Here is a 22,402-nt window from a genome sequence, read left to right as displayed (position 1 = left end):
CTTCGTCGACGATCTTCCGGTGCCACCGGGGGACAACGGCCGTGCCGATCCTGCGGCCCGGTGGGGGCTGATGGCGCAGTTCCCCGCGCCCCTTCGGGGCGCTGTCCCCAGCGCCGTCCCAGTGGCTCCGCCGCTGCCTCAGACCTTCTCCGCCACCACGGTCTCCGTCTCGGCCTCCGGTACCGGCTCCGTCTTCGGCCCCGCCCCCTTCAGCGGCACCTCCTTCACGAACACCGCCGCGACCAGCGCGACCAGCGTCACGGCCGCGCCCAGCAGGAACGCCGAGTGGGTGCCCGCCGACACGGCGTGCTGGTACGCCTCCCGTGCCGCCGGGGGCAGCTTCGCGAGGCTTGCCGCATCGAGCTGGGCGGACTGCTCGGTCACCTTGGAGCCCAGCGCCCCGGCCCGCTCGGCCATGACGTCCTGGACGCGGTGGTTGAAGAGAGCCCCCATGATCGCCACGCCGAACGACGAGCCGAGCGTACGGAAGAGGGTGGTGGAGGAGGAGGCGACGCCCATGTCCTTCATCTCGACGCTGTTCTGCGCGACGAGCATGGTGACCTGCATCAGACAGCCCATGCCGAGACCGACGACGGCCATGAACACCCCGGAGGTGAGCCGGGAGGTCCCGGTGTCCATGGTCGACAGCAGGTACAGCCCGACGGCCATCAGGGCGCTGCCGACGACGGGGAAGACGTAGTAGCGCCCGCTGCTGGTGGTCACCCGTCCGGCCACCATCGACGTCACGAGCATCGCGCCGAGCATGGGCAGGAGCAGCAGCCCGGAGTTGGTCGCGGACGCGCCCTGCACGGACTGCTGGTACAGCGGCAGGAAGAGGGTCGCGCCGAACATCACGAAGCCGGCGACGAAGCCGATGACGGACATCAGCGTGAAGTTGCGGCTGCGGAAGATGTGCAGCGGCAGCACCGGTTCGGCGGCCTTGGTCTGCCAGAACGCGAACCCGACGAGGGAGGCGACGCCGATCCCGATGAGTTCCATGATCCGCGCGGACGTCCAGGCGTACTCGGTGCCGCCCCAGGTGGTGACCAGCACGATCGCGGTGATGCCGACGGTCAGCAGCCCGGCGCCCAGGTAGTCGATGCGCGCCTGCGCCCGCTTCTTCGGCAGGTGCAGTACGGCGCTGATGGCGGCCAGCGCCACCACGCCGAGCGGCAGGTTGATGTAGAAGGCCCAGCGCCAGCCCCAGTGGTCGGTGATGGTGCCGCCGACCAGCGGTCCGCCGATCATCGCGAGCGCCATGACGCCGGCCATCATGCCCTGGTACCTGCCGCGCTCGCGGGGCGGGATCAGGTCGCCGATGATCGCCATGACGCCGACCATGAGACCGCCGGCGCCGAGGCCCTGCACGGCGCGGAAGCCGATGAGCTGCCCCATGTCCTGGGCCATGCCGCTGAGCGCGGAGCCGATCAGGAAGAGCACGATCGAGGACATGAAGACGCCCTTGCGCCCGTACATGTCGCCGAGCTTGCCCCACAGCGGGGTGGAGGCGGCGGTGGCGAGGGTGTACGCGGTCACGACCCACGACAGGTGGGCGAGTCCGCCGAGCTCGCCCACGATCGTCGGCATCGCGGTGCCGATGATCATGTTGTCGAGCATCGCGAGCATCATCGTGATCATGAGGGCGAGCAGGACGACCCGTACGCTCCTCGGCTGCTTCTCCGGTACCGCGTCCGCGGTCTGTACGTCCGCCATGGCTCCCACTCCCCCAGCTACTTACTTGCCGCCCGGCTAGTTGTCTACACTGAGGGAAGGTAGAGGCGTAACTAGCCGGGCGTCAAGTAAGTTTCTGGCAAGCGCGAGGAGTACGAGGATGGGCGGCATGGACGGCACCAGGCAGCGGCGCCGCGGGGACACCCGTCAGCGCATCCAGGACGTGGCGCTCGAACTCTTCGCCGAACAGGGCTACGAGAAGACCTCACTGCGGGAGATCGCCGAGCGCCTGGAGGTCACGAAGGCGGCGCTGTACTACCACTTCAAGACCAAGGAAGAGATCGTCGTCAGCCTCTTCGAGGACATGACGAAGCCGATCGAGGAACTGATCGACTGGGGCAGGCGGCAGCCGCACACCCTGGAGACCAAGCAGGAGATCGTACGGCGCTACAGCGACGCCCTGAGCGAAGCGGCACCGCTGTTCCGGTTCATGCAGGAGAACCAGGCCACCGTCCGGGAACTGAGCATCGGCGAGATGTTCAAGGAACGCATGCTGGGCATGAGCGAGATCATCATCGACCCGGACGCGGGCCTGGTCGACAAGGTCCGCTGCATCAGCGCCCTGTTCACGATGAACGCCGGGATGTTCTACCTGCGGGATGTCGAAGGCGACCCCGAGGACAAGCGCAAGGCCGTCCTGGAGGTCGCGGTCGATCTGGTGACGCAGGCGCACGGCGGCGCGCGGGAGGTTTAGAGCGCCGGCCCCTTTAGAGCGCCAGCCCCCTGGCCCGCAGGAAGGACACCGGGTCGATGGCGGAACCGTAGTTCGCCGTCGTACGGATCTCGAAGTGCAGGTGCGGGCCACTGGAGTTGCCCGTGTTGCCGGACCGGGCGATGCGCTGGCCGGTCTTGACGACCTGGCCGACCTTCACGTCGATCTTCGAGAGGTGGGCGTACTGGGAGTACGTGCCGCCGCCGTGCTTGATCACGACCGCGTTGCCGTAGGCGGGGCCGTCGCCGGCGCCGTTGGAGCCGGCCTTGACGACGGTGCCGCCGTGCGCGGCGACGACGTCGGTGCCGGTGGAGACGGCGAAGTCCTGGCCGCTGTGGGTGGACTGCCACATGCCGCCGGCCTGGGCGAAGCTCGCGGACTTGGTGTACTTCTTCACCGGCTTGACCCAACCGGCGGCCTTGGCGGCAGCCTTGGCGGAGCCGGCGGTCTTGCCGGAGACCGCGGCCTTGCCGGAGCCGGCGGTCTTGGCCGAGGTGGCGGTCTTGGCCGAGGTGGCCTCCGCCGCCGTAGCGACTCCGGCCCCCAGCACGACCGACGCCCCCAGCACGACCGATGCACTCAGGGCGCCGGCCACGACGGCGGCACGGGTGCGGAACAGGGACGTACGGGCAGAGCGGGCGGAGACGCGCTGGGACATCGGAACCTCGGAGCTTCGGGGACAGAAAAACCACCCGGCACACAGACGGCCGCCGGATGGGCCATCCCTTGGTAACCCCGCCCCTCACCGACTCCCAAAACACCGATCTACGACCGAACCTAGTACTTCATCCCAAAACTGACGGCTTCTTGACAGAGCGCCCATCAGGGATGAAGAGCCCCATGACGGCATATCCCCCCTAGGGGTTCCGTGGCAAAAGTCCTTTTTGCCGGAACGGACCTTTCCACTAAGCGCCCTAGTAACGGACAAATCGCCTGTGCGGCATGTCACCGGCCTCCAAGATCGCCGGACAGCCGAATGTGACCGGCACTACCCTGACCAGCGGTCACGCGACGACGGGGGTGGACGGTTGGACCCGGCGGTACTCGGCACCAGGCTCGCCTCCGGCCTGGTCGGCCCACTGGTGCGGAAGCTGTTCGTGAGGGAGGGGCCCGGGGCCGCCCTGGTCGACCGCCCCGTCCGGATCTCCGGCTTTGTCTCGTTCAAGGGCGAGAAACGCACCCTGGACCGCTCCGACCTGGGCAAACTCTCCGCAGAGCTGGTCACCCAGGCCCTCAAGGGCGGCGAGCGGCCCATCCGCGCCGACGAGGAGCAGGCCGTCGTCGAGGCGCTCGCCGACACCCTGGCCGCCCTGGGCGACCTCACCATGACCGACGTACAGGCGGTGGAGCTCGGCCACGAGGTCCTCGCCGCCCACCTGCGCGCCGCGAGCGGCCACCCGGACCGGGACCTGTCCTACGACGCCGCCCAGTTCCACGGCCGACTGCTCACCACGGCCTGTCTGCACATCGTCCACTTCTTCACCCAGCGGTCCACCTTCGTCCCCCGCACCCTCGTGGAGCAGACCCGGCGACAGCGCGAGCTCGTCGCCAAGGTCGACGAACTGCTCGCCCGCACCCCGCGCCCCGGCGGCACCGACACCGCCTTCGAGCGCCGCTATCTGTCCTACGTCGCCACCAAGCACGGCCGGCTCACGATCTACGGCATCGACCTGGCCAATTCCCCCGACCGCTGGCCCCTGGACACCGCCTACCTCAGCCTCCAGGCCCTCGGCCCCGCCGAGGACGACCGCGGCACCGGCCCGGGCGGGCTGCACTACGCCTCCGCCGCCGGCGCCCTGCCCGCCGAGGAGGCCCTGGCCGAGCACGACCGGGTCCTGCTGCGCGGAGTGGCCGGGTCCGGCAAGACCACGCTCGTGCAGTGGCTCGCGGTGACCGCGGCCAGGGGCGAGCGCGGCGACCGGATCCCGTACGTGCTGCCCCTGCGCACCCTGGTCCGCCGCCCCGACGGTCTCCCCGCGCCCGACGCCTTCCTGTCCGCCGTGCACCTCCCCTTCCACGCGAGCCGGCCCGACGGCTGGGCGGACCGCGTCCTCGCGGCCGGACGCGCGCTGCTCCTGGTGGACGGCATCGACGAGATCCCCGAGCGCGAGCGGGAGCGCACCCGCCGCTGGCTGCGCGAACTGCTCGACGTCTACCCCGGCAACCAGTGGCTGGTCACCTCCCGCCCCTCCGCCGTACGCGAGGACTGGCTCGCCGCCGACGGCTTCCGGGAGCTGGCGCTCACCCCGATGAGCCAGGACGACGTGGCCGCGTTCATCGACCGCTGGCACACGGCCGCCCGCGCCGACGCCCCCGACCCCGAGCGTCTGGACGGCTACCGGCGCTCCCTCCTCGACGCCGTACGCGGCAAGCCCGACCTCGGACGCCTCGCCACCAACCCCCTGATGTGCGGCCTGATCTGCGCGCTGCACCGCGACCGGCGGGGCTATCTCCCGCACGGCAGAAAGGAGTTGTACGACGCGGCCCTGTCGATGCTGCTCGTGCGGCGGGACGAGGAGCGGGACATGTTCCCGCAAGGGGAATCCGGCGGCGTCTTCCTCACCGAACTGCCGCAGATCCAGCTCCTGCAGCGCCTCGCGTACTGGCTGATCCGAAACAACCAGTCGGAGCTGGACCACGACCGCGCCGAGCGGATCGTCGCCGACGCCCTGCCGTCCCTCCCGGCGGCCGCCGACCAGGGCGACGCCGGGCAGATCCTGCGCCATCTGCTGGTCCGCAGCGGTCTGCTGCGCGAACCGACCTCCGGGACGGTGGAGTTCGTCCACCGCACCTTCCAGGACTACCTGGGCGCCAAGGCCGCCGTGGAGGACGGCGACTTCGGCCTGCTGGTGCGCGGCGCGGCGGACGAGCAGTGGGCGGACGTGGTCCGGATGGCGGTGGCGCACGCCCGCCCGCGCGAACGGGCCGAGCTGCTAAGGGACTTGAGCGCAGCGGCCGAGCGCGCGGAGGGCGCCGTCAGCGCGCGTCTACGGCTCCTCGCGCTGGCCTCGCTGGAGCACGCCACGGAGCTGGATCCGCGGGTGCGGGCGGAGGTGGAGCGGAGCGCGGCCCCGCTGATCCCGCCCCGGACCACCGAGGAGGCCCGGGCGCTCGCCTCGGTCGGGCCGCTCGCCCTGGAGCTGCTGCCCGGCCCGGAGGGGCTGGACGACGAGGAGGCGCGGGCGGTCGTCGTCACGGCGTCGCTGATCGGGACGGAGGCGGCGCTGCCGGTGCTGGCGCGGTTCCGGGAGCATGCGGCGCTGAATGTGCGGGCGCAGCTGTCCTGGAGCTGGTCCCGGTTCGCCACACGCCGGTACGGCGAGGAGATCATCGCCCGGCTGCCGCAGGACGAGCTCTTCTTCAGCGCCCGCTCCACTGACCAGCTGCGATTCCTGCGGGAGCTCGGAGGACGGCGGTCCGTCCAGCTCGTCGGCGGTATCGCGGCCGAGGAGATCAGCGCCGGTCTGAACCCCGCGACGACGGCCGAACTCGTCCTGCGCGACAACGACGAACTGCGCGACCTGAGCTGCCTGTCGGGCCTGCACCGGCTGAACTACCTGGACCTGAGCCGGTGTTTCCACCTGGAGGACCTGACCGCGCTGGCCCGCCTCCCGCTGAATTGGCTGTCCCTGGACCTGCTGCCGCGCGAGCTGGACCTGTCCGTCCTCTCCGGCTCACCCACCCTGGATCAGCTCGACCTCGGGTTCCTCCTGGAAGCCGATTCCCTCGACGAAGCCCTGCCGCGGGACCTGAACCTGACCTATCTCCGCTTCACCAAGTCCGCGCTGCAGCAGACCGGGTTGCGCGGCCTGCGCCACTTTCCCTCACTGCGTCGGCTGAGTCTCGCGAAGCTGGAGAGCCCGCTCTCCGCCGCCGACGGCGAGGAGGTCACCCGGCTCCCGGAACTCCGGCATCTGCACCTCAACTGGCAGCGCACCGGCGGCTGGCCGGGCCCGCCGCTGCCCCGGATCACCTACCTCCGCCTGAACAACGTCCAGGGAATCGAGGACTTCTCGGCCGTCCCCACCCAGTTCCCCCACCTGCGTTCGGTCACTCTCGTCCACGCCCCGGACGTCGACGAGATCCCCGAGGACGTGCTCGCGCCCCTCCCTGCAGCCCGCACCTTCGAGAAAGTCCGCCGCGTCGTGTGACGCACACCCCTAGCCACCTACCGTTCAGTAACCCTACGGTTCCCTTCGCGCCACCCGGCTCCACGAACATGCACACGACACACTGGCCGTACGCGAAGGGACCCCCACACACATGACCACCCGACGCCCCTGGGTGCTCCGCACCGCCACGACCGCAGCCACCGCAGCAGCCCTCGTGGCCCTCACCGGCCCCGCCCAGGCCGCGACGAGCACGGGCACCATGGCGAATGCCGCCACCGCGGCCTCCGCCGCGAAGGTCGACTACGCGACCTGGCAGAAGGACTGCCAGGCGGTGATGGACCAGGCGCTGCCCTATCTGAAGCAGCGGATAGCGAACACGAAGCCGGGCGAGAAGCAGGCGATCGTCTTCGACATCGACAACACCACCCTGGAGACCGACTTCGGCTTCAGCTACCCCCAGCCCGCCAACAAGCCGGTCCTGGAGGTCGCCAAGTACGCCCAGGAGCGCGGCGTCGCCCTGTTCTTCGTCACCGCCCGCCCCGGCATCATCCACTCCGTCACCGACTACAACCTCAAGAAGGTCGGCTACCAGGTATCCGGCCTCCACGTCCGCAACTTCCTCGACCTCTTCAAGAACGTCGCGGACTACAAGACGGCCCAGCGCGTCGCCATCGAGTCCAAGGGCTACACGATCATCGCGAACATCGGCAACAGCGCCACCGACCTGTCGGGCGGCCACGCCGAGAAGACGTACAAGCTCCCCGACTACGACGGCCAGCTCTCCTGACCACTCCCACCAAGTCCCGGTAGTCTCACCCCCGTTCGCGCGATCACGGGGGTGAGGCGGATGGAGCCCGCGGTACTGACGCTGGGCGGTCGGCTGGTGTCGAGCCTGGTCGGCCCGCTGGTGCGGAGGCTGTTCGTGCCGGGCACCGCCGGAGCCGGGCTGGTCGACAAGCCCGTACGCCTCGCCGATTTGGTCTCGTTCCGGGGCGAGAAGCGCACGCTCGGCGAGGCGGACGTCCGCAAACTGGCCGCCAAGCTGGTGTCGGAGGCGATGGCCTCACCCGGCGAGCGACCGTTCCCACCCGACGAGGAAGCGGCCGTCACCGACACACTCGCCCGTCGGCTGCTCGCCCTGGGCGACCTGGACATGGACGACGTCCAGGCCGTACGGCTGGGCAGCCACGAACTCGCCCAGGAGTTGCACCTCAGGGCCGCACCCCCCGACGGCCTGTCCTGGGACGCCTGCCTCTTCCTCGACTCCATGACCCAGTGGGCCTGCCTGCACATCCTGGAGTTCTTCACCCGCCGGTCCACCTTTGTCGCCCGCACCCTGGTCGAACAGACCCGGATGCAGTCCGAACTCATCGCACGCGTAGACGAGTTGATCGCCCGGACGCCCCGCCCAGACGCCCGCGACACCGCCTTCGAGCGCCGCTACCTGCCGTACGTCGCCCAGCAGCACAACCACATCACCATCTACGGCATCGACCTACGGGACTCCCCCGACCGCTGGCCCCTCGAAGTCGCCTACCTGAGCCTGGAGGCGACGGGGGACGAGGAGCTCACGGGCGGCCCCGGCCCGGGCCTCGACACCGAGACCACCTTCAGCGTCCATCTGCCCGCCGAGGAAGCCCTGTTGGCCCACGACTGCGTGCTGCTGCGCGGAGACGCGGGCTCGGGCAAGACGACCCTCGTGCAGTGGCTCGCCGTGACGGCCGCGCGCAACGGCGACCGCATCCCGTACGTCCTCCCCCTGCGCACCCTGATCCGCGCGGGGGCCCTCCCGCCGCCGGCCGACTTCCTGTCCGCGGTGAGCTGCCCGCTGTCCCCGCCGGAGGGCTGGGCCGAGCGGGTCCTGACGGCCGGGCGGGCGCTGGTCCTGGTCGACGGCCTGGACGAGATCCCCGCCGCGGACCGCCACCGGACCCGCGCCTGGCTCCTCTCCCTGATCCACGCCTTCCCCGGCAACCAGTGGCTGCTGACCTCACGCCCCACCGCCGTGCGCCCCGACTGGCTCACCGCCGAGGACTTCCGCGAACTGCTCCTCGCCCCGATGCGGCACGGCGAGGTCACCACCTTCGTCCGCCGCTGGCACGAGGCGGCACAGGCCCCCGAGTACCTGGCCCCTCTCCTGGACTCGCTACGCACGAAGCGCGACCTGGCCCGCCTGGCCACCAACCCCCTGATGTGCGGCCTGATCTGCGCCCTGCACCGCGAGCGACGCGGCTATCTGCCCACCGGCCGCAAGGAGTTGTACGACGCCGCCCTCACGATGCTGCTCACCCGCCGCGACCGGGAACGGGGCATGGGCACGGTGGACGACGTGGACCTCGGCGAGGAGGCCCAACTGGAGGTGCTCCAGCGGCTGGCGTACGCGCTGGTGCTGAGCGGCCGCACGGAGATGGACGTCGAGACGGCCGAGGGCATCGTCGAACGCTGCCTGCCGTCCCTCTCGGTGCAGGGTTCCGCCACGGCGGTACTGCGGACGCTGCTGCTGCGCAGCGGGCTGCTCCGCCAACCTGCCGAAGGTGTCGTCGACTTCGTCCACCGCACCTTCCAGGACTATCTGGGCGCGCGGTACGCGGTGGAGGAGGGTCACCTCGACGTACTGGCCGGCCATGCGGACGACACGCAGTGGGAGGACGTGGTCCGGCTGGCGGTGGCCCACGCCCGTCCGCGCGAACGCGCCTACCTCCTGGAGCAGTTGCTCGCCCTGGAGACTCCGCGGCTGAGCCTGCTGGCCCTGGCCTGCCTGGAGCACGCCCCGGCCCTGGACCCGGCGGTCCGGGCCGAGGTGGAGGCACGGGCGGCCGCGCTGATTCCGCCGCGTACACCGGAGGAGGCCAGAACCCTGGCGGAGGCGGGACCGCTGGTGCTGGAGCTGCTGCCGGGGCCGGAGGGATTGGCCGACGACGAGGCCGAGGCGGTCACGGCTACGGCGGCGATGGTGGGGACGGATGCGGCGATGGCGGTGCTGGGGCGGTTCAGGGCGTGTACGGCGGACCGCGTCCGAGTCAACCTCATCCGGGCCTGGGAGCGATTCGACCCGGAGGCGTACGCCACCGAGGTGCTGGCCCACGTCGGCACCGACGACCTGTACCTCTTCGCCGAGTCGCCTGAGCAGGTACGGGCCCTGCCCTTGCTGGGCCGACGGGCACGGCTGGGCATGTCCGGCAGCTACCCCCTCGCGCATGTGCTGGAGCTGCTGCCGGACAACGTGGAGGACCTGGGCCTCGCCGACAACGCCTTGCTGCACGATCTGAGCCCGCTGGCCTCGCTGCGTTCACTCCGTCGCCTGACCCTGCTGCAATGCCCAGGGCCCATCGACTTCTCACCGCTGGCCGATCTGGGGCTGCTCACGGTCTCCCTCCTCAAGCTCGGCGAACTGCACGGGCTGGACCGCATCGCCACACTGGAGGGCATCAACATCGGCACCCATCTACCAGGCGGACTGGCTGCCCTGCCTCAAGATGCGCCACTCAAATCCATCAGCCTGACCGGAGACGCGATCGCGGACTCGGGACTGCGCCGCCTGAGCCAATGGCCGGGGCTGAACGCCCTCGACCTCAGGAACGATGTAGCTACCCTCGGCTCAGCTGACTGGGCGGAGGTCACACTCCTCCCGCACCTCGCCCGCCTGGGCGTCGGCACGGCCTTGATCCCCGCCTTCGCCGACGGACCTCAGCTGCCCACAATCACTTGCCTGTACGTGACGAACGTCCGGGAAAGCTCGGACCTCACGGCACTGGCCCACGCCTGCCCGCACGTCCGCACCGTCGAGCTGTACCCGGATCGTGTGGCCGCACCCTTGAACGCGGTCGCCTGGGCCAGGGTCTTCCCGGATGCCGAAGTCACTGTTGAAGAGCCCACGCCCTACCTCTTCTGACCACGCACGAGGGGCCGGCGCCCAAAGGCACCGGCCCCTCTACGGCGTCGCCGTAAGGCTTACGCGTCCTTGCTCAGGTTCGGCCCGGCCCCGCCGGCCGCCTGCTCGATCGGCGGGACGTCGGGCAGTGCCGACTTCTCCTCGCCGCGGAAGGTGAAGGTCTGGGACTCGCCCTCGCCCTCGGTGTCCACGACCACGATGTGGCCGGGGCGCAGTTCGCCGAAGAGGATCTTCTCCGAGAGCGTGTCCTCGACCTCGCGCTGGATCGTGCGACGCAGCGGACGCGCGCCCAGCACCGGGTCGTAGCCCTTCTTGGACAGCAGCTCCTTGGCGGACTGGGAGAGCTCGATGCCCATGTCCCGGTCCTTCAGGCGCTCGTCCACCTTGCCGATCATCAGGTCGACGATCGCGAGGATGTCGTCCTGGGTCAGCTGCGGGAAGACGACCACGTCGTCGACGCGGTTGAGGAACTCGGGCCGGAAGTGCTGCTTGAGCTCGTCCGAGACCTTGTTCTTCATGCGCTCGTAGTTGGTCTTCTTGTCGCCCGAGGCCGCGAAGCCCAGGTTGAAGCCCTTGGAGATGTCCCGGGTGCCGAGGTTGGTCGTCATGATGATGACCGTGTTCTTGAAGTCCACGACCCGGCCCTGGGAGTCGGTCAGGCGACCGTCCTCCAGGATCTGCAGCAGCGAGTTGAAGATGTCCGGGTGGGCCTTCTCGACCTCGTCGAAGAGGACGACGGAGAACGGCTTGCGGCGGACCTTCTCGGTCAGCTGGCCGCCCTCCTCGTAGCCCACGTAGCCGGGGGGCGAACCGAAGAGACGCGACACCGTGTGCTTCTCGCTGAACTCCGACATGTCGAGGGAGATCAGCGCGTCCTCGTCACCGAAGAGGAACTCGGCGAGCGCCTTGGACAGCTCGGTCTTACCGACACCGGACGGGCCGGCGAAGATGAACGAACCACCGGGGCGCTTCGGGTCCTTCAGACCGGCGCGCGTACGACGGATCGCCTTCGACAGCGCCTTGACGGCGTCGACCTGGCCGATGACCCGCTTGTGGAGCTCGTCCTCCATGCGCAGCAGACGCGAGGACTCCTCCTCGGTCAGCTTGAAGACCGGGATGCCGGTGGCGGTCGCGAGGACCTCGGCGATCAGCTCGCCGTCGACCTCGGCGACGACATCCATGTCGCCGGCCTTCCACTCCTTCTCCCGCTTGGCCTTGGCGGCCAGGAGCTGCTTCTCCTTGTCGCGCAGGGAGGCGGCCTTCTCGAAGTCCTGCGAGTCGATCGCGGACTCCTTGTCGCGGCGCACGCCCGCGATCTTCTCGTCGAACTCGCGCAGGTCCGGCGGCGCGGTCATCCGGCGGATGCGCATCCGGGAACCGGCCTCGTCGATCAGGTCGATCGCCTTGTCGGGGAGGAAGCGGTCCGAGATGTAGCGGTCGGCCAGGGTGGCCGCCTGGACCAGCGCCTCGTCCGTGATGGAGACCCGGTGGTGGGCCTCGTACCGGTCGCGCAGACCCTTGAGGATCTCGATGGTGTGCGGCAGGGACGGCTCGGCGACCTGGATGGGCTGGAAGCGGCGCTCAAGGGCCGCGTCCTTCTCCAGGTGCTTGCGGTACTCGTCCAGCGTGGTCGCACCGATGGTCTGGAGCTCGCCACGGGCCAGCATCGGCTTGAGGATGCTCGCGGCGTCGATCGCGCCCTCGGCGGCGCCCGCACCGACCAGCGTGTGCAGCTCGTCGATGAACAGGATGATGTCGCCGCGGGTGCGGATCTCCTTGAGGACCTTCTTCAGGCGCTCCTCGAAGTCACCGCGGTAGCGGGAGCCGGCGACCAGCGCGCCGAGGTCCAGGGTGTAGAGGTGCTTGTCCTTGAGGGTCTCGGGCACCTCGCCCTTGACGATGGCCTGGGCGAGGCCCTCGACGACGGCGGTCTTGCCGACGCCGGGCTCACCGATCAGGACCGGGTTGTTCTTGGTACGGCGGGACAGCACCTGCATGACCCGCTCGATCTCCTTCTCGCGCCCGATGACCGGGTCGAGCTTGGACTCACGAGCGGCCTGGGTGAGGTTCCGGCCGAACTGGTCGAGGACCAGGGAGGTCGAGGGCGTGCCCTCGGCGGGACCGCCGGCGGTGGCGGTCTCCTTGCCCTGGTAGCCGGAGAGCAGCTGGATGACCTGCTGCCGCACCCGGTTGAGATCGGCGCCCAGCTTGACCAGGACCTGGGCGGCGACGCCCTCGCCCTCACGGATCAGGCCGAGCAGGATGTGCTCCGTGCCGATGTAGTTGTGGCCCAGCTGAAGGGCCTCGCGGAGCGACAGCTCCAGGACCTTCTTGGCACGGGGAGTGAAGGGGATGTGCCCGGACGGGGCCTGCTGGCCCTGGCCGATGATCTCCTCCACCTGCTGGCGGACCGCCTCAAGCGAAATGCCGAGGCTCTCCAGGGCCTTTGCGGCGACACCCTCACCCTCGTGGATCAGGCCCAGGAGGATGTGCTCGGTGCCGATGTAGTTGTGGTTGAGCATCCGGGCTTCTTCCTGAGCCAGGACGACAACCCGCCGCGCGCGGTCGGTGAACCTCTCGAACATCGTTAATCGCTCCTCAGAGCGGTCAGGCAGTGGGGGGAACTTCCCCTCCCTGTCCTTCCGCAGCTTAGTCCCGCAAGCGGGGACCGCTCATTCCAACTGCCGACACCGTCGATGGCCTCCTGACCCCGCTAACGCCGACATCTGCTCCAACCCGATGGTGCGAGACGATGTTCCCGCAGGCCAGGCAGTTACCCTCATCATCAGTACGCCGATGGCGAACGTGAGACGGCCTTCCCTGCGTGTCGCCCCCTCCCACTAGGGATGTCTTACCCGCTCGGACTGACAGTCCATGCCGCACCCACCGGTTCCCTCCGCTACGGGCGAACAACCTTGCGCCTCCCGGCACTCCCGCACGCCCCCTCCGTCGACACCCTGTGCGCATGCATGAACACCCAGCGTAACCCGCAGGGGCTTCCGACGGTTGCACTTGGCATGGTTGGCAGCCTCCCCTCGGTCACCACGGTCCCGCTCCCCCGTCGGCCGCTCGATCCGGACGACCGGGCCCGCTGTTGGTACGAGAACGAACTCGGGTGGAAAACGGTGCCCGGGAGACCCCTGCGACTTGTCGTGGGTCTGCGCTTCGACGTCCTGGATGTACCGGCCGAGGCGGGCCGGGCCGCGCTGCGGCATCTGGCGCCGGGCTCTCCGGTGGCGGTGCGGGGCGAGAGGATGCGGCTGCTGCTGGCCGCGGGCAGCGCCGAGGAGCTGCCGGGTGTGCTGGACTGGCTGGAGTGGGGCTCGCTGCCGCTCGACCTGACGGTGGTCGGCGAGGGCGGCCTCATGGACGCGCCGCTCCGGGCGGCCGATGGGCGGCCGTTTCCCCAGGGCCGCCCCGGCGCCTCGCAGGGGACCGCCGTCTGGTTGCGGCCCCCCGAGCCGGGAAGCGAGGCCGAGGCCGCGCTGCCGACGCTGTCGGCCGTGGGGGGCGGTGGGGGCGCCCCCGATCTCGTACGACTTCTCGACACGGTGGCCACGCACTGCCACCGGCTGCGGCTGCGGCGCGCGTGCGCTCAGCCGTTGGCCTTCTCGTAGGCCTCGCGGATGGAGGCGGGAACGCGGCCACGGTCGTTGACCTCGAAACCGTTCTCCTTCGCCCACGCGCGGATCTGCGCGGTGTCCTGGCTGCCGCCGGAAGCGGCACGCGCCTTCCCGCGTCCGCCCGAAGCACGGCCCCCGGTGCGACGACCGCCCTTCACGTAAGGCTCTAGAAGGCCACGGAGCTTGTCCGCATTGGCAGTCGTGAGATCGATCTCGTACGTCTTGCCGTCCAGCGCGAACGTCACGGTCTCGTCCGCCTCGCCGCCGTCGAGGTCGTCGACAAGAAGGACCTGAACCTTCTGTGCCACCGGATTTCCTTTCATCGATAACTTGAGGACGTGAGGTCTGCGGCGTCCGCCGTTTCGCCGTCCCTTGTTATATGCACTACTGCAGTACGTTGGAAAGCAAACCGCTTTTGCCGGAAAAACACAAACCCCTGGGAGAGACCCGCAGCCCGTACCCGGTCCGGAAACATGCGCGTTTCGGACATAGGGCACCGTGCCCGCGGTTCGGCTTACCCGGCGATCACAGATGCAGAAGCATCCGGCTGTTGCCCAAGGTGTTCGGCTTCACTCGTTCGAGACCGAGGAACTCCGCAACGCCCTCGTCATAGGAACGCATCAGCTCCGCGTACACATCTGTGTCGACGGGTGTCTCGCCGATCTCCACGAAGCCGTGCTTGCCGAAGAAGTCGACTTCGAAGGTCAGACAGAAAACACGGCGAACGCCGAGCCAACGTGCAGTCTGCAGCAACTTCTCCAGCAACTGATGCCCGACACCGGCGCCCTTCAAGCCCGGCTTCACCGCGAGAGTACGGACTTCCGCGAGGTCTTCCCACATCACGTGCAGTGCGCCGCAGCCGACGACCTCGGCGTTGTCGTCACGTTCCGCGACCCAGAACTCCTGGATGTCCTCGTAAAGCGTCACCGTGGCTTTGTCGAGCAGGATGCCGCCGCGGACGTAGGCGTCAAGGAGACGGCGGACGGCCGGGACGTCACTGGTGCGGGCCCGGCGGACGGTGATGGCTTTTGCGGTGACTTCGGGGCTCTCTGCGGAGGAGCTCTGTGCAGACATGAGCGGACGCTATCGCCCGTCGGCCTCCGGCGCCGAGCCGGGGTTCTGCCGCTCCGTATCCGGGCCGGTATCGGGAGTGCCCTGCGGCGCTTCCGCTGTTTCCGGCCCTTGGACGATACGCACGGCGTCCGACAGTGCTTGCCGCTGTTCGTCGCTCATCATGCCGAAGAACGCGACGAGGGCGGCCGCGGGGTTGTCGCTCTGCGACCATGCGTCGTTCATCAGGGCGGCGGCGTAGGCGGCTCGCGTGGACACCGCCTCATAGCGATAGGCCCGGCCTTCCGCCTCCCGGCGCACCCAGCCCTTCTGATGGAGATTGTCCAAAACGGTCATCACCGTGGTGTAGGCGATGGACCGTTCCTGCTGAAGATCTTCAAGGACTTCCCGAACGGTGACCGGGCGGTTCCACTTCCACACCCGCGTCATGACCGCGTCTTCGAGTTCTCCCAATGGGCGAGGCACAGCTCAGCACAATAGTGGGAGATGCCGGGATTGGCGTGCCGGACGTGCACCTTCAATGGCAAAGGGGAACAAAAAGGGCGTACGACTCGGAAAAGCGCGGGGTGCGCGGGGAGTCGTACGCCCGGGAAGGGCCGCCCTCGTCAGGAGTCTGCGGCGGCGGAGCCCTGGCGGGCTCCCTCCGCGCGCGAGATCGCGGCATCCACGGCCGCGTCCTCCTTGGTCTTGTTGGCCCCGCCCTGGGTCTTCACGATCACCCGGATCACACCGGCGAAGAACACGGCCATGACGGCCGGGGGCAGCAGCGCGGAGACGTAGTCCATGCGTCCAGATTAGCCAGGGAGGCGGGGACGGGGCGGGGTGGGGTCGCGGTCTCAGCCGACCGCGAGTTGTTGGGGCGGGGTCGCGGGCGGCGAAGGCGGGGTGGGCTTGCGGCGGGGAAAGACCTCGCCCGGGGTGGGGACGGGCCGGCGGGCCGGTTCGGGGGAGGCGGGCTTCTCGGCGGGCTTCTGGGGCGGCTTCCCGGCCGGATCCCTCTCCGCGTCGGCCACGGGTGCCGCCGCAAGGCCCCCAGGAAGGGCGAGAAGGCGGGTACGGGACGCCGGAACGGCCGGGGCGGCCGGGACCTCCCGACTGCCTCCACGGCGCGCCAGACGGGCGCGTACGTCGTGCTCGGCCATCACCTGACAGCGGCCGAGCAGGGCCGCCGCGACGGGATTGCCGCGCAGGGCGCGCAGACCGGCGAGATCATCCGCCTCCGGGCGGTATCCGGCACTCAGCGCCTCCTCAAGGAGCGCGAGATAGCCGGCGGCGGTGCCGGGGAGGGCGGCGCGGTACCGGGCGAGGTCGGCCACCAGGAAGGCGCGCAGCCGGGCGCCCTCGCGCATTGCTTCGTCCAGGGAGTCGGCGAGGCGGAGACAGTCCTGGACGTCCTCGGCCGAGGCGGGGTCGGGGTTCAGGGCGAGGGCGAGCGCACGGCGGAGCACACGCAGCTCCTCCGCACCGAACGCCATGCCGCCGCGGGATCCGTATGGCGTGGGCATGCGCCGACAGTACGCGCTAATCAGACAAACGCGACACAGGGAGAGGGTGTGGCGCGGGGCCACCACCCAGTTGCTCCGCCCGAACCCGGCAGCGCCGGTTCAGACAATCTCAGCCCGTCCGGCGTTTGAGGACGAGGCCGTTCAGGCCGAAAGGGGGTCCGGGGGCGCAGCCCCCAGGGACGGGACGGGTAAGGGCGACGGGGGCGAGAAGAGTCCGGCACCCGCCCCCACCCGGCTCACATCCGCGACACGTTCCGCTCGTACACCAGCCGCAGTCCGATCAGCGTCAGCCACGGCTCGTGCTCGTCGATCACGGACGACTCACCCAGCACCATCGGTGCGAGCCCACCGGTGGCGATCACCGTCACCTCGTCCGGATCGTCCGCCAGCTCCCTGGCCATCCGGCCCACGACCCCGTCCACCTGCCCGGCGAACCCGTACACGATCCCGGACTGCATCGCCTCGACCGTGTTCTTCCCGATCACGCTCCGCGGACGCGCCACCTCGATCTTCCGAAGCTGCGCCCCCTTCACCCCCAGCGCCTCCACGGAGATCTCGATACCGGGCGCGATGACGCCACCGACGTACTCCCCGCGCGCGGACACCGCGTCGAACGTCGTCGCCGTGCCGAAGTCCACGACGATCGCCGGCCCGCCGTACAGCTCGACCGCCGCCACCGCGTTGATGATCCGGTCCGCGCCGACCTCCTTGGGGTTGTCGGTGAGGATCGGCACCCCGGTCTTCACCCCCGGCTCGACCAGTACCGCGGGGACGTCGCCGTAGTACCGGCGCGTCACCTCGCGCAGCTCGTGCAGCACGGACGGCACCGTCGCGCAGATCGCGATCCCGTCGATCCCGTCGCCGAGCTCCTCGCCGAGGAGCGGGTGCATGCCCATCAGCCCCTGGAGGAGCACCGCAAGCTCGTCGGCCGTTCGGCGCGCGTCCGTGGAGATGCGCCAGTGCTCGACGATGTCCTCGCCGTCGAACAGTCCGAGGACCGTGTGCGTGTTGCCTACGTCGATCGTCAGCAGCATGGCCGGTTCCCGCTCCCTACTCCGCCGCTCGCAGGTCCAGTCCGATGTCCAGGATCGGCGAGGAGTGCGTCAGCGCTCCTACGGCCAGGTAGTCGACGCCCGTGTCCGCGTACGCCTTGGCGTTCTCCAGGGTGAGCCGCCCGGAGGCCTCCAGCGCCGCCCGCCCGTGGACCAGCGCGACCGCCTCCTCGCACTCCCCCGGGGTGAAGTTGTCCAGCAGGATCAGGTCGGCGCCCGCGTCCACGACCTCGCGCAGCTGGTGCAGCGTGTCGACCTCGACCTCGATCGGCACCTCGGGGAATGCCTCCCGTACGGCCTTGAAGGCCTGCGCGACCCCGCCCGCGGCGACCACGTGGTTGTCCTTGACCAGGGCCGCGTCCGACAGCGACATCCGGTGGTTGACGCCACCGCCGCAGCGGACCGCGAACTTCTCCAGGGACCGCAGCCCCGGCGTCGTCTTCCGCGTGTCCCGCACGCGTGCCTTGGTGCCGTCCAGGGCGTCGGCCCACGCGCGCGTGGCGGTCGCGATGCCCGACAGGCGGCACAGCAGGTTCAGCGCGCTGCGCTCGGCCGTCAGCAGGTCACGCGTGCGCGTGGTGACCGACAGCAGCTTCTGCCCGGCCTCCACCCGGTCGCCGTCCTCCACGTGCCGTTCGACCTCGAACTCGTCGGTGCACACCACGGAGATCACCGCTTCGGCGACCCGGAGGCCCGCGACGACGCCCGCCTCGCGCGCGGTGAAGTCGGCGGTGGCGACCGCGTCCTCGGGGATGGTCGCGACCGTCGTCACGTCCGCACCGTGGTCGAGGTCCTCCTGGATGGCGACGTTGGCGATGTCCTCGACCTCGACCGGGTCGAGCCCGGCGTCGGCCAGGAGCTGGGCGAGCGCGGGGTCGAGCCCGCACTCCATGTAGCTGTCTTCGAAGGTGTCCTCGCTGTCCGCACCGCAGGCGCAGCCGTCGCCGCAGCCGCCGTCCTGGACGAGGGGGAGGTCGGGGGTGCTCACTTCTGTCACTGCTCCTGGGGCTGCCGGGTCGGGGGGAAGTCTGCGGTATCGGTGGGGTGCACGGCGAGAGTGCGGTCGGGATTCAGCCGTACGACGATGTGGCGGCGCCATGCGGTGTCGTCGCGGTCGGCGTGGTCCTCGCGCCAGTGGCAGCCGCGGGTCTCCTCGCGCAGCCGGGCGGCGGCGACCAGGACACGGGCCACGCACAGGAGGTTGGTGGCCTCCCAGGTGTCGACGCCGGGCTCGGCAGTCTTGCCGTTCTCGTCGAGGGCGTCGCGCGCCTCGGAGTGCAGTTGCTGGAGCCGGTCGGCGGCGCGGGCGAGGGAGTCGGCGGAGCGCAGCACGCCCGCGCCCTCCGTCATGATCCGCTGGATCGTGAAGCGGGCCTCGGCGGCCTGGAGGGGGTGCGCCGGCGTCTCCGGGTACGGGACGGGTTCCGGCACGCGCGCGTGGAGGCCGTTCGCGGCGTGCCGCGCGGCGATGTCGGCGGCGATGCGCTCGGCGTAGACCAGGCCCTCCAGGAGGGAGTTGGACGCGAGCCGGTTCGCGCCGTGCACGCCGGTGCACGCGACCTCGCCGCACGCGTACAGGCCGGGGACGGTGGTGCGGCCGTGGGAGTCGGTGCGCACGCCCCCGGAGGCGTAGTGCGCGGCCGGGGCGATCGGGATCGGCTCGTGCACGGGGTCGATGCCGTGGGCGCGGCAGGCGGCCAGGATCGTCGGGAAGCGGTGCTCCCACATCTCGGCGCCGAAGTGCCGGGCGTCGAGGTACATGTGCTCGGCGTCCTGCTCCTGCATGCGGCGCATGATGCCCTTGGCGACGATGTCCCGGGGCGCGAGTTCGGCCAGTTCGTGTTGGCCGACCATGAAGCGCACGCCGTCGGCGTCCACCAGGTGGGCGCCCTCGCCGCGCACCGCCTCCGAGACGAGCGGCTGCTGGCCTTCGGCGTCCGGGCCGAGGAACAGCACCGTGGGATGGAACTGCACGAACTCCAGGTCGGAGACCTCCGCGCCCGCGCGCAGGGCGAGCCCCACGCCGTCGCCGGTCGACACCGACGGGTTGGTGGTCGCGGAGAAGACCTGGCCCATGCCGCCGGTGGCGAGGACCACCGCGGGGGCGTGCACGGCGCCCACGCCGTCGTGCTGGCCCTCGCCCATGACGTGCAGGGTGACACCGGCCGTGCGGCCGTCGGCGTCCGTGAGCAGGTCCAGGACCAGCGCGTTCTCGATGGCGCGCATGCCCCGCGCGCGTACCGCCTCGACGAGCGCCCGGGAGATCTCCGCGCCGGTCGCGTCGCCGCCGGCGTGCGCGATGCGGCGGCGGTGGTGGCCGCCCTCGCGGGTGAGCTCCAGGCCGCCCTCCTCCGACTCGTCGAAGTGGGCGCCGGTCTCGATGAGCCGGCGCACGGCGTCGGGGCCCTCGGTGACGAGGATCCGTACGGCCTTCTCGTCGCACAGGCCCGCGCCCGCCACCAGCGTGTCGTCGAGGTGCTGCTCGGGGGTGTCGCCGTCGCCGAGGGCGGCGGCGATGCCGCCCTGGGCCCAGCGGGTGGAGCCGTCGTCGAGGCGGGCCTTGGTGACGACGACCGTCGTCAGTCCGGCGGCCTCGCAGCGCAGGGCCGCGGTCAGGCCGGCGACGCCGGAGCCGACGACGACCACGTCCGCGTCGATGGACCACCCTGGCGCGGGTGCGTGCAGTCGTATGCCTGTGCTGGTCACGAGGCGGCTCCGAGGTTTCCGAATCTGAGGGGGATGTTGTCGATCAGCCGGGTCGTCCCGACCCGGGCGGCGACGGCGAGGACGGCCTCGCCGGTGAAGTCGTCGTCGATCTCGGTGAAGTCGGCGGGGTCGACGAGGGCCAGGTAGTCCAGGGCGAGCGGCGGGTCGAGGCGGGCGGCCTCGTCCAGGACCAGGCGGGCGGCGGCGCGGACGGCCGTGGGGCCGCCGGGGGAGGCCTTGGCGACGGCGTGTGTGTCGGCGGCCGCGCGGGACTCGCCGAGGGCGCTGAGCGCCTCGGCACGCGCGTGCGTGGCGGGTACTTCGCGGGCCCGCGCGCGCAGGGCCTCCTGTGCGGCGTGCCGGTCCTGGCCCGCGAACAGCGCGCGGGACAGCGCGAGCGCGGTGCGCCGCTCGGCGGGCGAGAGGTAGCGGTTGCGGCTGGACAGGGCCAGGCCGTCCGCCTCGCGCACGGTCGGCACACCGACGATCTCCGTGCCGAAGTTCAGGTCGCGGACCATACGGCGGATCAGGGCGAGCTGCTGGGCGTCCTTCTGGCCGAAGAGCGCCACGTCGGGACGGGTGAGGTGGAGCAGCTTGGCGACGACGGTGAGCATGCCGTCGAAGTGGCCGGGGCGCGCGGCGCCCTCCAGACGCTCCCCCATGGGGCCCGCGCTGACGCGCACCTGGGGTTCGCCGCCCGGGTAGACCTCGTCCACGGAGGGCGCGAACACGACGTCCGCGCCGGCCTCCTCGGCGATCTTGAGGTCGGCGTCGAGGGTGCGCGGGTAGCGGTCGAGGTCCTCGCCCGCGCCGAACTGCAGCGGGTTGACGAAGACCGTCACCACGACTTCGCCGTCCCGGCCCGCGATCTCGCGGGCCGTGCGGATCAGCGTGGCGTGGCCCTCGTGCAGGGCGCCCATGGTCATCACGACGGCACGGCGGCCGCCACGCGCGCGTGCGTGCAGTTCGTCGGCGGTGCGCAGCAGGGTGGTGGTCATCCCGCGTCTCCCTCGGTGCTGTCGGCGAGCACGCCCAGCAGGTCTTCGGCGAGTTCCGGCTTGAGCAGCCCGTGGGCGAGCGCCCGGTCGGCGGTCGCGCGGGCCATCGCCAGGTAGCCGGCGACGGTCTGCGGGGCGTGCTCGCGCAGTTCCTTGACGTGCGCGGAGACGGTGCCGGCGTCCCCGCGCGCGACGGGGCCGGTCAGCGCGGCGTCGCCGGAGCGCAGCGCGTTGTCGAGGGCGGCGCCGAGCAGCGGGCCGAGCATCCGGTCGGGTGCCTCGACGCCGGCCGCGCTCAGCAGCTCCATGGACTGGGCGACCAGGGTCACCAGATGGTTGGCGCCGAGCGCGAGGGCCGCGTGGTAGAGCGGGCGCATCTCCTCGGCGATCCACTCCGGTTCGCCGCCCATCTCGATGACCAGGGCCTCGGCGGCCATCCGCAGCTCCTCGGGCGCGGTGACGCCGAAGGAGCAGCCCGCCAGGCGCTGGACGTCCACCGGGGTGCCGGTGAAGGTCATCGCCGGGTGCAGGGCCAGCGGCAGCGCGCCCGCGCGCAGGGCGGGGTCCAGGACCTTGGCGCCGTACCGACCGGAGGTGTGCACGAGCAGTTGGCCCGGGCGCACGGCCCCGGTGTCGACGAGGCCGGTGACCAGGCCGGGCAGGGCGTCGTCGGGGACGGTCAGCAGGACCAGGTCGGCGCGCCGCAGGACCTCGGCGGGCGGCACGAGGGGCACGTCGGGCAGCAGTTGCGCGGCCCTCCTGCGGGAGGCGTCGGAGACCCCGGAGACGGCCACCGGGCGGTGCCCGGCGAGCTGGAGGGACGCGGCGAGCGCGGGGCCCACCCGACCGGCGCCGACGACGCCGACGGTGAGCCGCGCGGGGCGGTCCTTCGGATCTGGCTGTTGGACTGTACTCACGCGACGGCGGCCTTCCCGTTCCAGTCCGCTCTGGGTACCGGACGATTTCTCGTCATGTTAACGCGATTGGTTCGAGGGGCGTC

The 22,402-nt window shown here is 70.7% G+C and carries 18 protein-coding genes; 5 read left to right on the top strand and 13 right to left on the bottom strand.

Going from position 1 to position 22,402, the window contains the following annotated elements; translation table 11 throughout:
* Nucleotides 1-138: 138 nt before the first annotated feature.
* Nucleotides 139-1,713 carry an MDR family MFS transporter gene (locus ICC28_RS09620; protein WP_188288009.1) on the bottom strand — a complete coding sequence of 525 codons (1,575 nt, stop codon included), beginning with the start codon at nucleotides 1,711-1,713 and terminating at the stop codon, nucleotides 139-141.
* A gap of 127 nt (nucleotides 1,714-1,840) precedes the next feature.
* Here ICC28_RS09620 and ICC28_RS09615 point away from each other — a divergent pair, with 127 nt between their 5' ends.
* Nucleotides 1,841-2,425: a TetR/AcrR family transcriptional regulator gene (locus ICC28_RS09615; protein ID WP_188288008.1), complete on the top strand. Its 585-nt coding sequence runs from the start codon at nucleotides 1,841-1,843 to the stop codon at nucleotides 2,423-2,425.
* A gap of 13 nt (nucleotides 2,426-2,438) precedes the next feature.
* On the opposite strand, the gene ICC28_RS09610 is transcribed toward ICC28_RS09615, so the two are convergent.
* Nucleotides 2,439-3,101: a M23 family metallopeptidase gene (locus ICC28_RS09610; protein ID WP_188288007.1), complete on the bottom strand. Its 663-nt coding sequence runs from the start codon at nucleotides 3,099-3,101 to the stop codon at nucleotides 2,439-2,441.
* 370 nt (nucleotides 3,102-3,471) lie between these two features.
* Between ICC28_RS09610 and ICC28_RS41075 the strand changes: the two genes are divergently transcribed.
* The 3 genes from ICC28_RS41075 to ICC28_RS09595 all read left to right on the top strand — a co-directional run bounded on the left by ICC28_RS41075 (nucleotide 3,472) and on the right by ICC28_RS09595 (nucleotide 10,447).
* Nucleotides 3,472-6,594 (top strand): NACHT domain-containing protein, encoded by a 3,123-nt coding sequence (locus ICC28_RS41075; protein WP_188288006.1) that lies wholly within the window; start codon nucleotides 3,472-3,474, stop codon nucleotides 6,592-6,594.
* Between the two features lie 112 nt (nucleotides 6,595-6,706).
* On the top strand, nucleotides 6,707-7,342 hold the full coding sequence (locus ICC28_RS09600; RefSeq protein ID WP_188288005.1) for an HAD family acid phosphatase: 636 nt from the start codon (nucleotides 6,707-6,709) through the stop codon (nucleotides 7,340-7,342).
* Nucleotides 7,343-7,402: 60 nt separating this feature from the next.
* Nucleotides 7,403-10,447, top strand: coding sequence for an NACHT domain-containing protein (locus ICC28_RS09595; RefSeq protein ID WP_188288004.1), 3,045 nt, complete (start codon nucleotides 7,403-7,405; stop codon nucleotides 10,445-10,447).
* 59 nt (nucleotides 10,448-10,506) lie between these two features.
* Here the strand turns inward: ICC28_RS09595 and ICC28_RS09590 are convergent, their stop codons facing one another.
* A complete protein-coding gene (locus ICC28_RS09590) occupies nucleotides 10,507-13,032 on the bottom strand; it encodes an ATP-dependent Clp protease ATP-binding subunit (protein WP_188288003.1) in 2,526 nt (841 codons plus the stop codon).
* Nucleotides 13,033-13,464: 432 nt separating this feature from the next.
* Here ICC28_RS09590 and ICC28_RS09585 point away from each other — a divergent pair, with 432 nt between their 5' ends.
* Entirely contained in the window at nucleotides 13,465-14,064 is a 600-nt protein-coding gene (locus ICC28_RS09585) for an SCO3374 family protein (RefSeq protein WP_188288002.1), read from the top strand.
* Here ICC28_RS09585 and ICC28_RS09580 read toward each other — a convergent pair.
* From ICC28_RS09580 to ICC28_RS09535, 10 genes are all read right to left on the bottom strand, one after another.
* Nucleotides 14,043-14,378 carry a histone-like nucleoid-structuring protein Lsr2 gene (locus tag ICC28_RS09580; RefSeq protein WP_188288001.1) on the bottom strand — a complete coding sequence of 112 codons (336 nt, stop codon included), beginning with the start codon at nucleotides 14,376-14,378 and terminating at the stop codon, nucleotides 14,043-14,045. The genes ICC28_RS09585 and ICC28_RS09580 overlap by 22 nt on opposite strands.
* A gap of 217 nt (nucleotides 14,379-14,595) precedes the next feature.
* The gene (locus ICC28_RS09575; RefSeq protein WP_188288000.1) at nucleotides 14,596-15,144 is read right to left on the bottom strand and encodes an amino-acid N-acetyltransferase; all 549 of its coding nucleotides are present in this window, start codon (nucleotides 15,142-15,144) and stop codon (nucleotides 14,596-14,598) included.
* A gap of 9 nt (nucleotides 15,145-15,153) precedes the next feature.
* Nucleotides 15,154-15,570, bottom strand: a complete 417-nt coding sequence (locus tag ICC28_RS09570) for a BlaI/MecI/CopY family transcriptional regulator (RefSeq protein WP_411158582.1) — start codon at nucleotides 15,568-15,570, stop codon at nucleotides 15,154-15,156.
* A 176-nt stretch (nucleotides 15,571-15,746) separates the two neighbouring features.
* Nucleotides 15,747-15,926 (bottom strand): hypothetical protein, encoded by a 180-nt coding sequence (locus tag ICC28_RS09565; protein ID WP_188287998.1) that lies wholly within the window; start codon nucleotides 15,924-15,926, stop codon nucleotides 15,747-15,749.
* A gap of 51 nt (nucleotides 15,927-15,977) precedes the next feature.
* A complete protein-coding gene (locus ICC28_RS09560; RefSeq protein ID WP_188288068.1) occupies nucleotides 15,978-16,616 on the bottom strand; it encodes a hypothetical protein in 639 nt (212 codons plus the stop codon).
* Nucleotides 16,617-16,882: 266 nt separating this feature from the next.
* Nucleotides 16,883-17,680, bottom strand: coding sequence for a type III pantothenate kinase (locus tag ICC28_RS09555; protein WP_188287997.1), 798 nt, complete (start codon nucleotides 17,678-17,680; stop codon nucleotides 16,883-16,885).
* Between the two features lie 16 nt (nucleotides 17,681-17,696).
* The gene (gene nadC, locus ICC28_RS09550) at nucleotides 17,697-18,686 is read right to left on the bottom strand and encodes a carboxylating nicotinate-nucleotide diphosphorylase (RefSeq protein WP_188287996.1); all 990 of its coding nucleotides are present in this window, start codon (nucleotides 18,684-18,686) and stop codon (nucleotides 17,697-17,699) included.
* Between the two features lie 5 nt (nucleotides 18,687-18,691).
* Nucleotides 18,692-20,404: an L-aspartate oxidase gene (locus ICC28_RS09545; RefSeq protein WP_188287995.1), complete on the bottom strand. Its 1,713-nt coding sequence runs from the start codon at nucleotides 20,402-20,404 to the stop codon at nucleotides 18,692-18,694.
* The gene (gene panC, locus ICC28_RS09540; RefSeq protein WP_188287994.1) at nucleotides 20,401-21,402 is read right to left on the bottom strand and encodes a pantoate--beta-alanine ligase; all 1,002 of its coding nucleotides are present in this window, start codon (nucleotides 21,400-21,402) and stop codon (nucleotides 20,401-20,403) included. The genes ICC28_RS09545 and panC overlap by 4 nt, the downstream gene beginning before the upstream one ends.
* The gene (locus ICC28_RS09535; protein ID WP_188287993.1) at nucleotides 21,399-22,319 is read right to left on the bottom strand and encodes a Rossmann-like and DUF2520 domain-containing protein; all 921 of its coding nucleotides are present in this window, start codon (nucleotides 22,317-22,319) and stop codon (nucleotides 21,399-21,401) included. The genes panC and ICC28_RS09535 overlap by 4 nt, the downstream gene beginning before the upstream one ends.
* Nucleotides 22,320-22,402 lie beyond the last annotated feature (83 nt).

Origin of the sequence: Streptomyces sp. TRM68416 (assembly GCF_014596915.1) — a bacterium.
Classification (GTDB): Bacteria; Actinomycetota; Actinomycetes; order Streptomycetales; family Streptomycetaceae; genus Streptomyces.
Note: the sequence above shows the minus strand (reverse complement) of the source record. Positions and strands in the feature narration are given on the sequence as shown.

Coding starts and splice junctions, on each gene's coding strand:
- ICC28_RS09600 (WP_188288005.1), top strand. CDS start 6,707: ATGACCACCCGACGCCCCTGGGTGCTCCGCACCGCCACGACCGCAGCC.
- ICC28_RS09585 (WP_188288002.1), top strand. CDS start 13,465: ATGGTTGGCAGCCTCCCCTCGGTCACCACGGTCCCGCTCCCCCGTCGG.
- ICC28_RS09615 (WP_188288008.1), top strand. CDS start 1,841: ATGGACGGCACCAGGCAGCGGCGCCGCGGGGACACCCGTCAGCGCATC.
- ICC28_RS09570 (WP_411158582.1), bottom strand. CDS start 15,570: ATGACGCGGGTGTGGAAGTGGAACCGCCCGGTCACCGTTCGGGAAGTC.
- ICC28_RS09595 (WP_188288004.1), top strand. CDS start 7,403: ATGGAGCCCGCGGTACTGACGCTGGGCGGTCGGCTGGTGTCGAGCCTG.
- ICC28_RS09610 (WP_188288007.1), bottom strand. CDS start 3,101: ATGTCCCAGCGCGTCTCCGCCCGCTCTGCCCGTACGTCCCTGTTCCGC.
- panC (WP_188287994.1), bottom strand. CDS start 21,402: ATGACCACCACCCTGCTGCGCACCGCCGACGAACTGCACGCACGCGCG.
- ICC28_RS09555 (WP_188287997.1), bottom strand. CDS start 17,680: ATGCTGCTGACGATCGACGTAGGCAACACGCACACGGTCCTCGGACTG.
- ICC28_RS09590 (WP_188288003.1), bottom strand. CDS start 13,032: ATGTTCGAGAGGTTCACCGACCGCGCGCGGCGGGTTGTCGTCCTGGCT.
- ICC28_RS09575 (WP_188288000.1), bottom strand. CDS start 15,144: ATGTCTGCACAGAGCTCCTCCGCAGAGAGCCCCGAAGTCACCGCAAAA.
- ICC28_RS09560 (WP_188288068.1), bottom strand. CDS start 16,616: ATGGCGTTCGGTGCGGAGGAGCTGCGTGTGCTCCGCCGTGCGCTCGCC.
- ICC28_RS09565 (WP_188287998.1), bottom strand. CDS start 15,926: ATGGACTACGTCTCCGCGCTGCTGCCCCCGGCCGTCATGGCCGTGTTC.
- ICC28_RS09620 (WP_188288009.1), bottom strand. CDS start 1,713: ATGGCGGACGTACAGACCGCGGACGCGGTACCGGAGAAGCAGCCGAGG.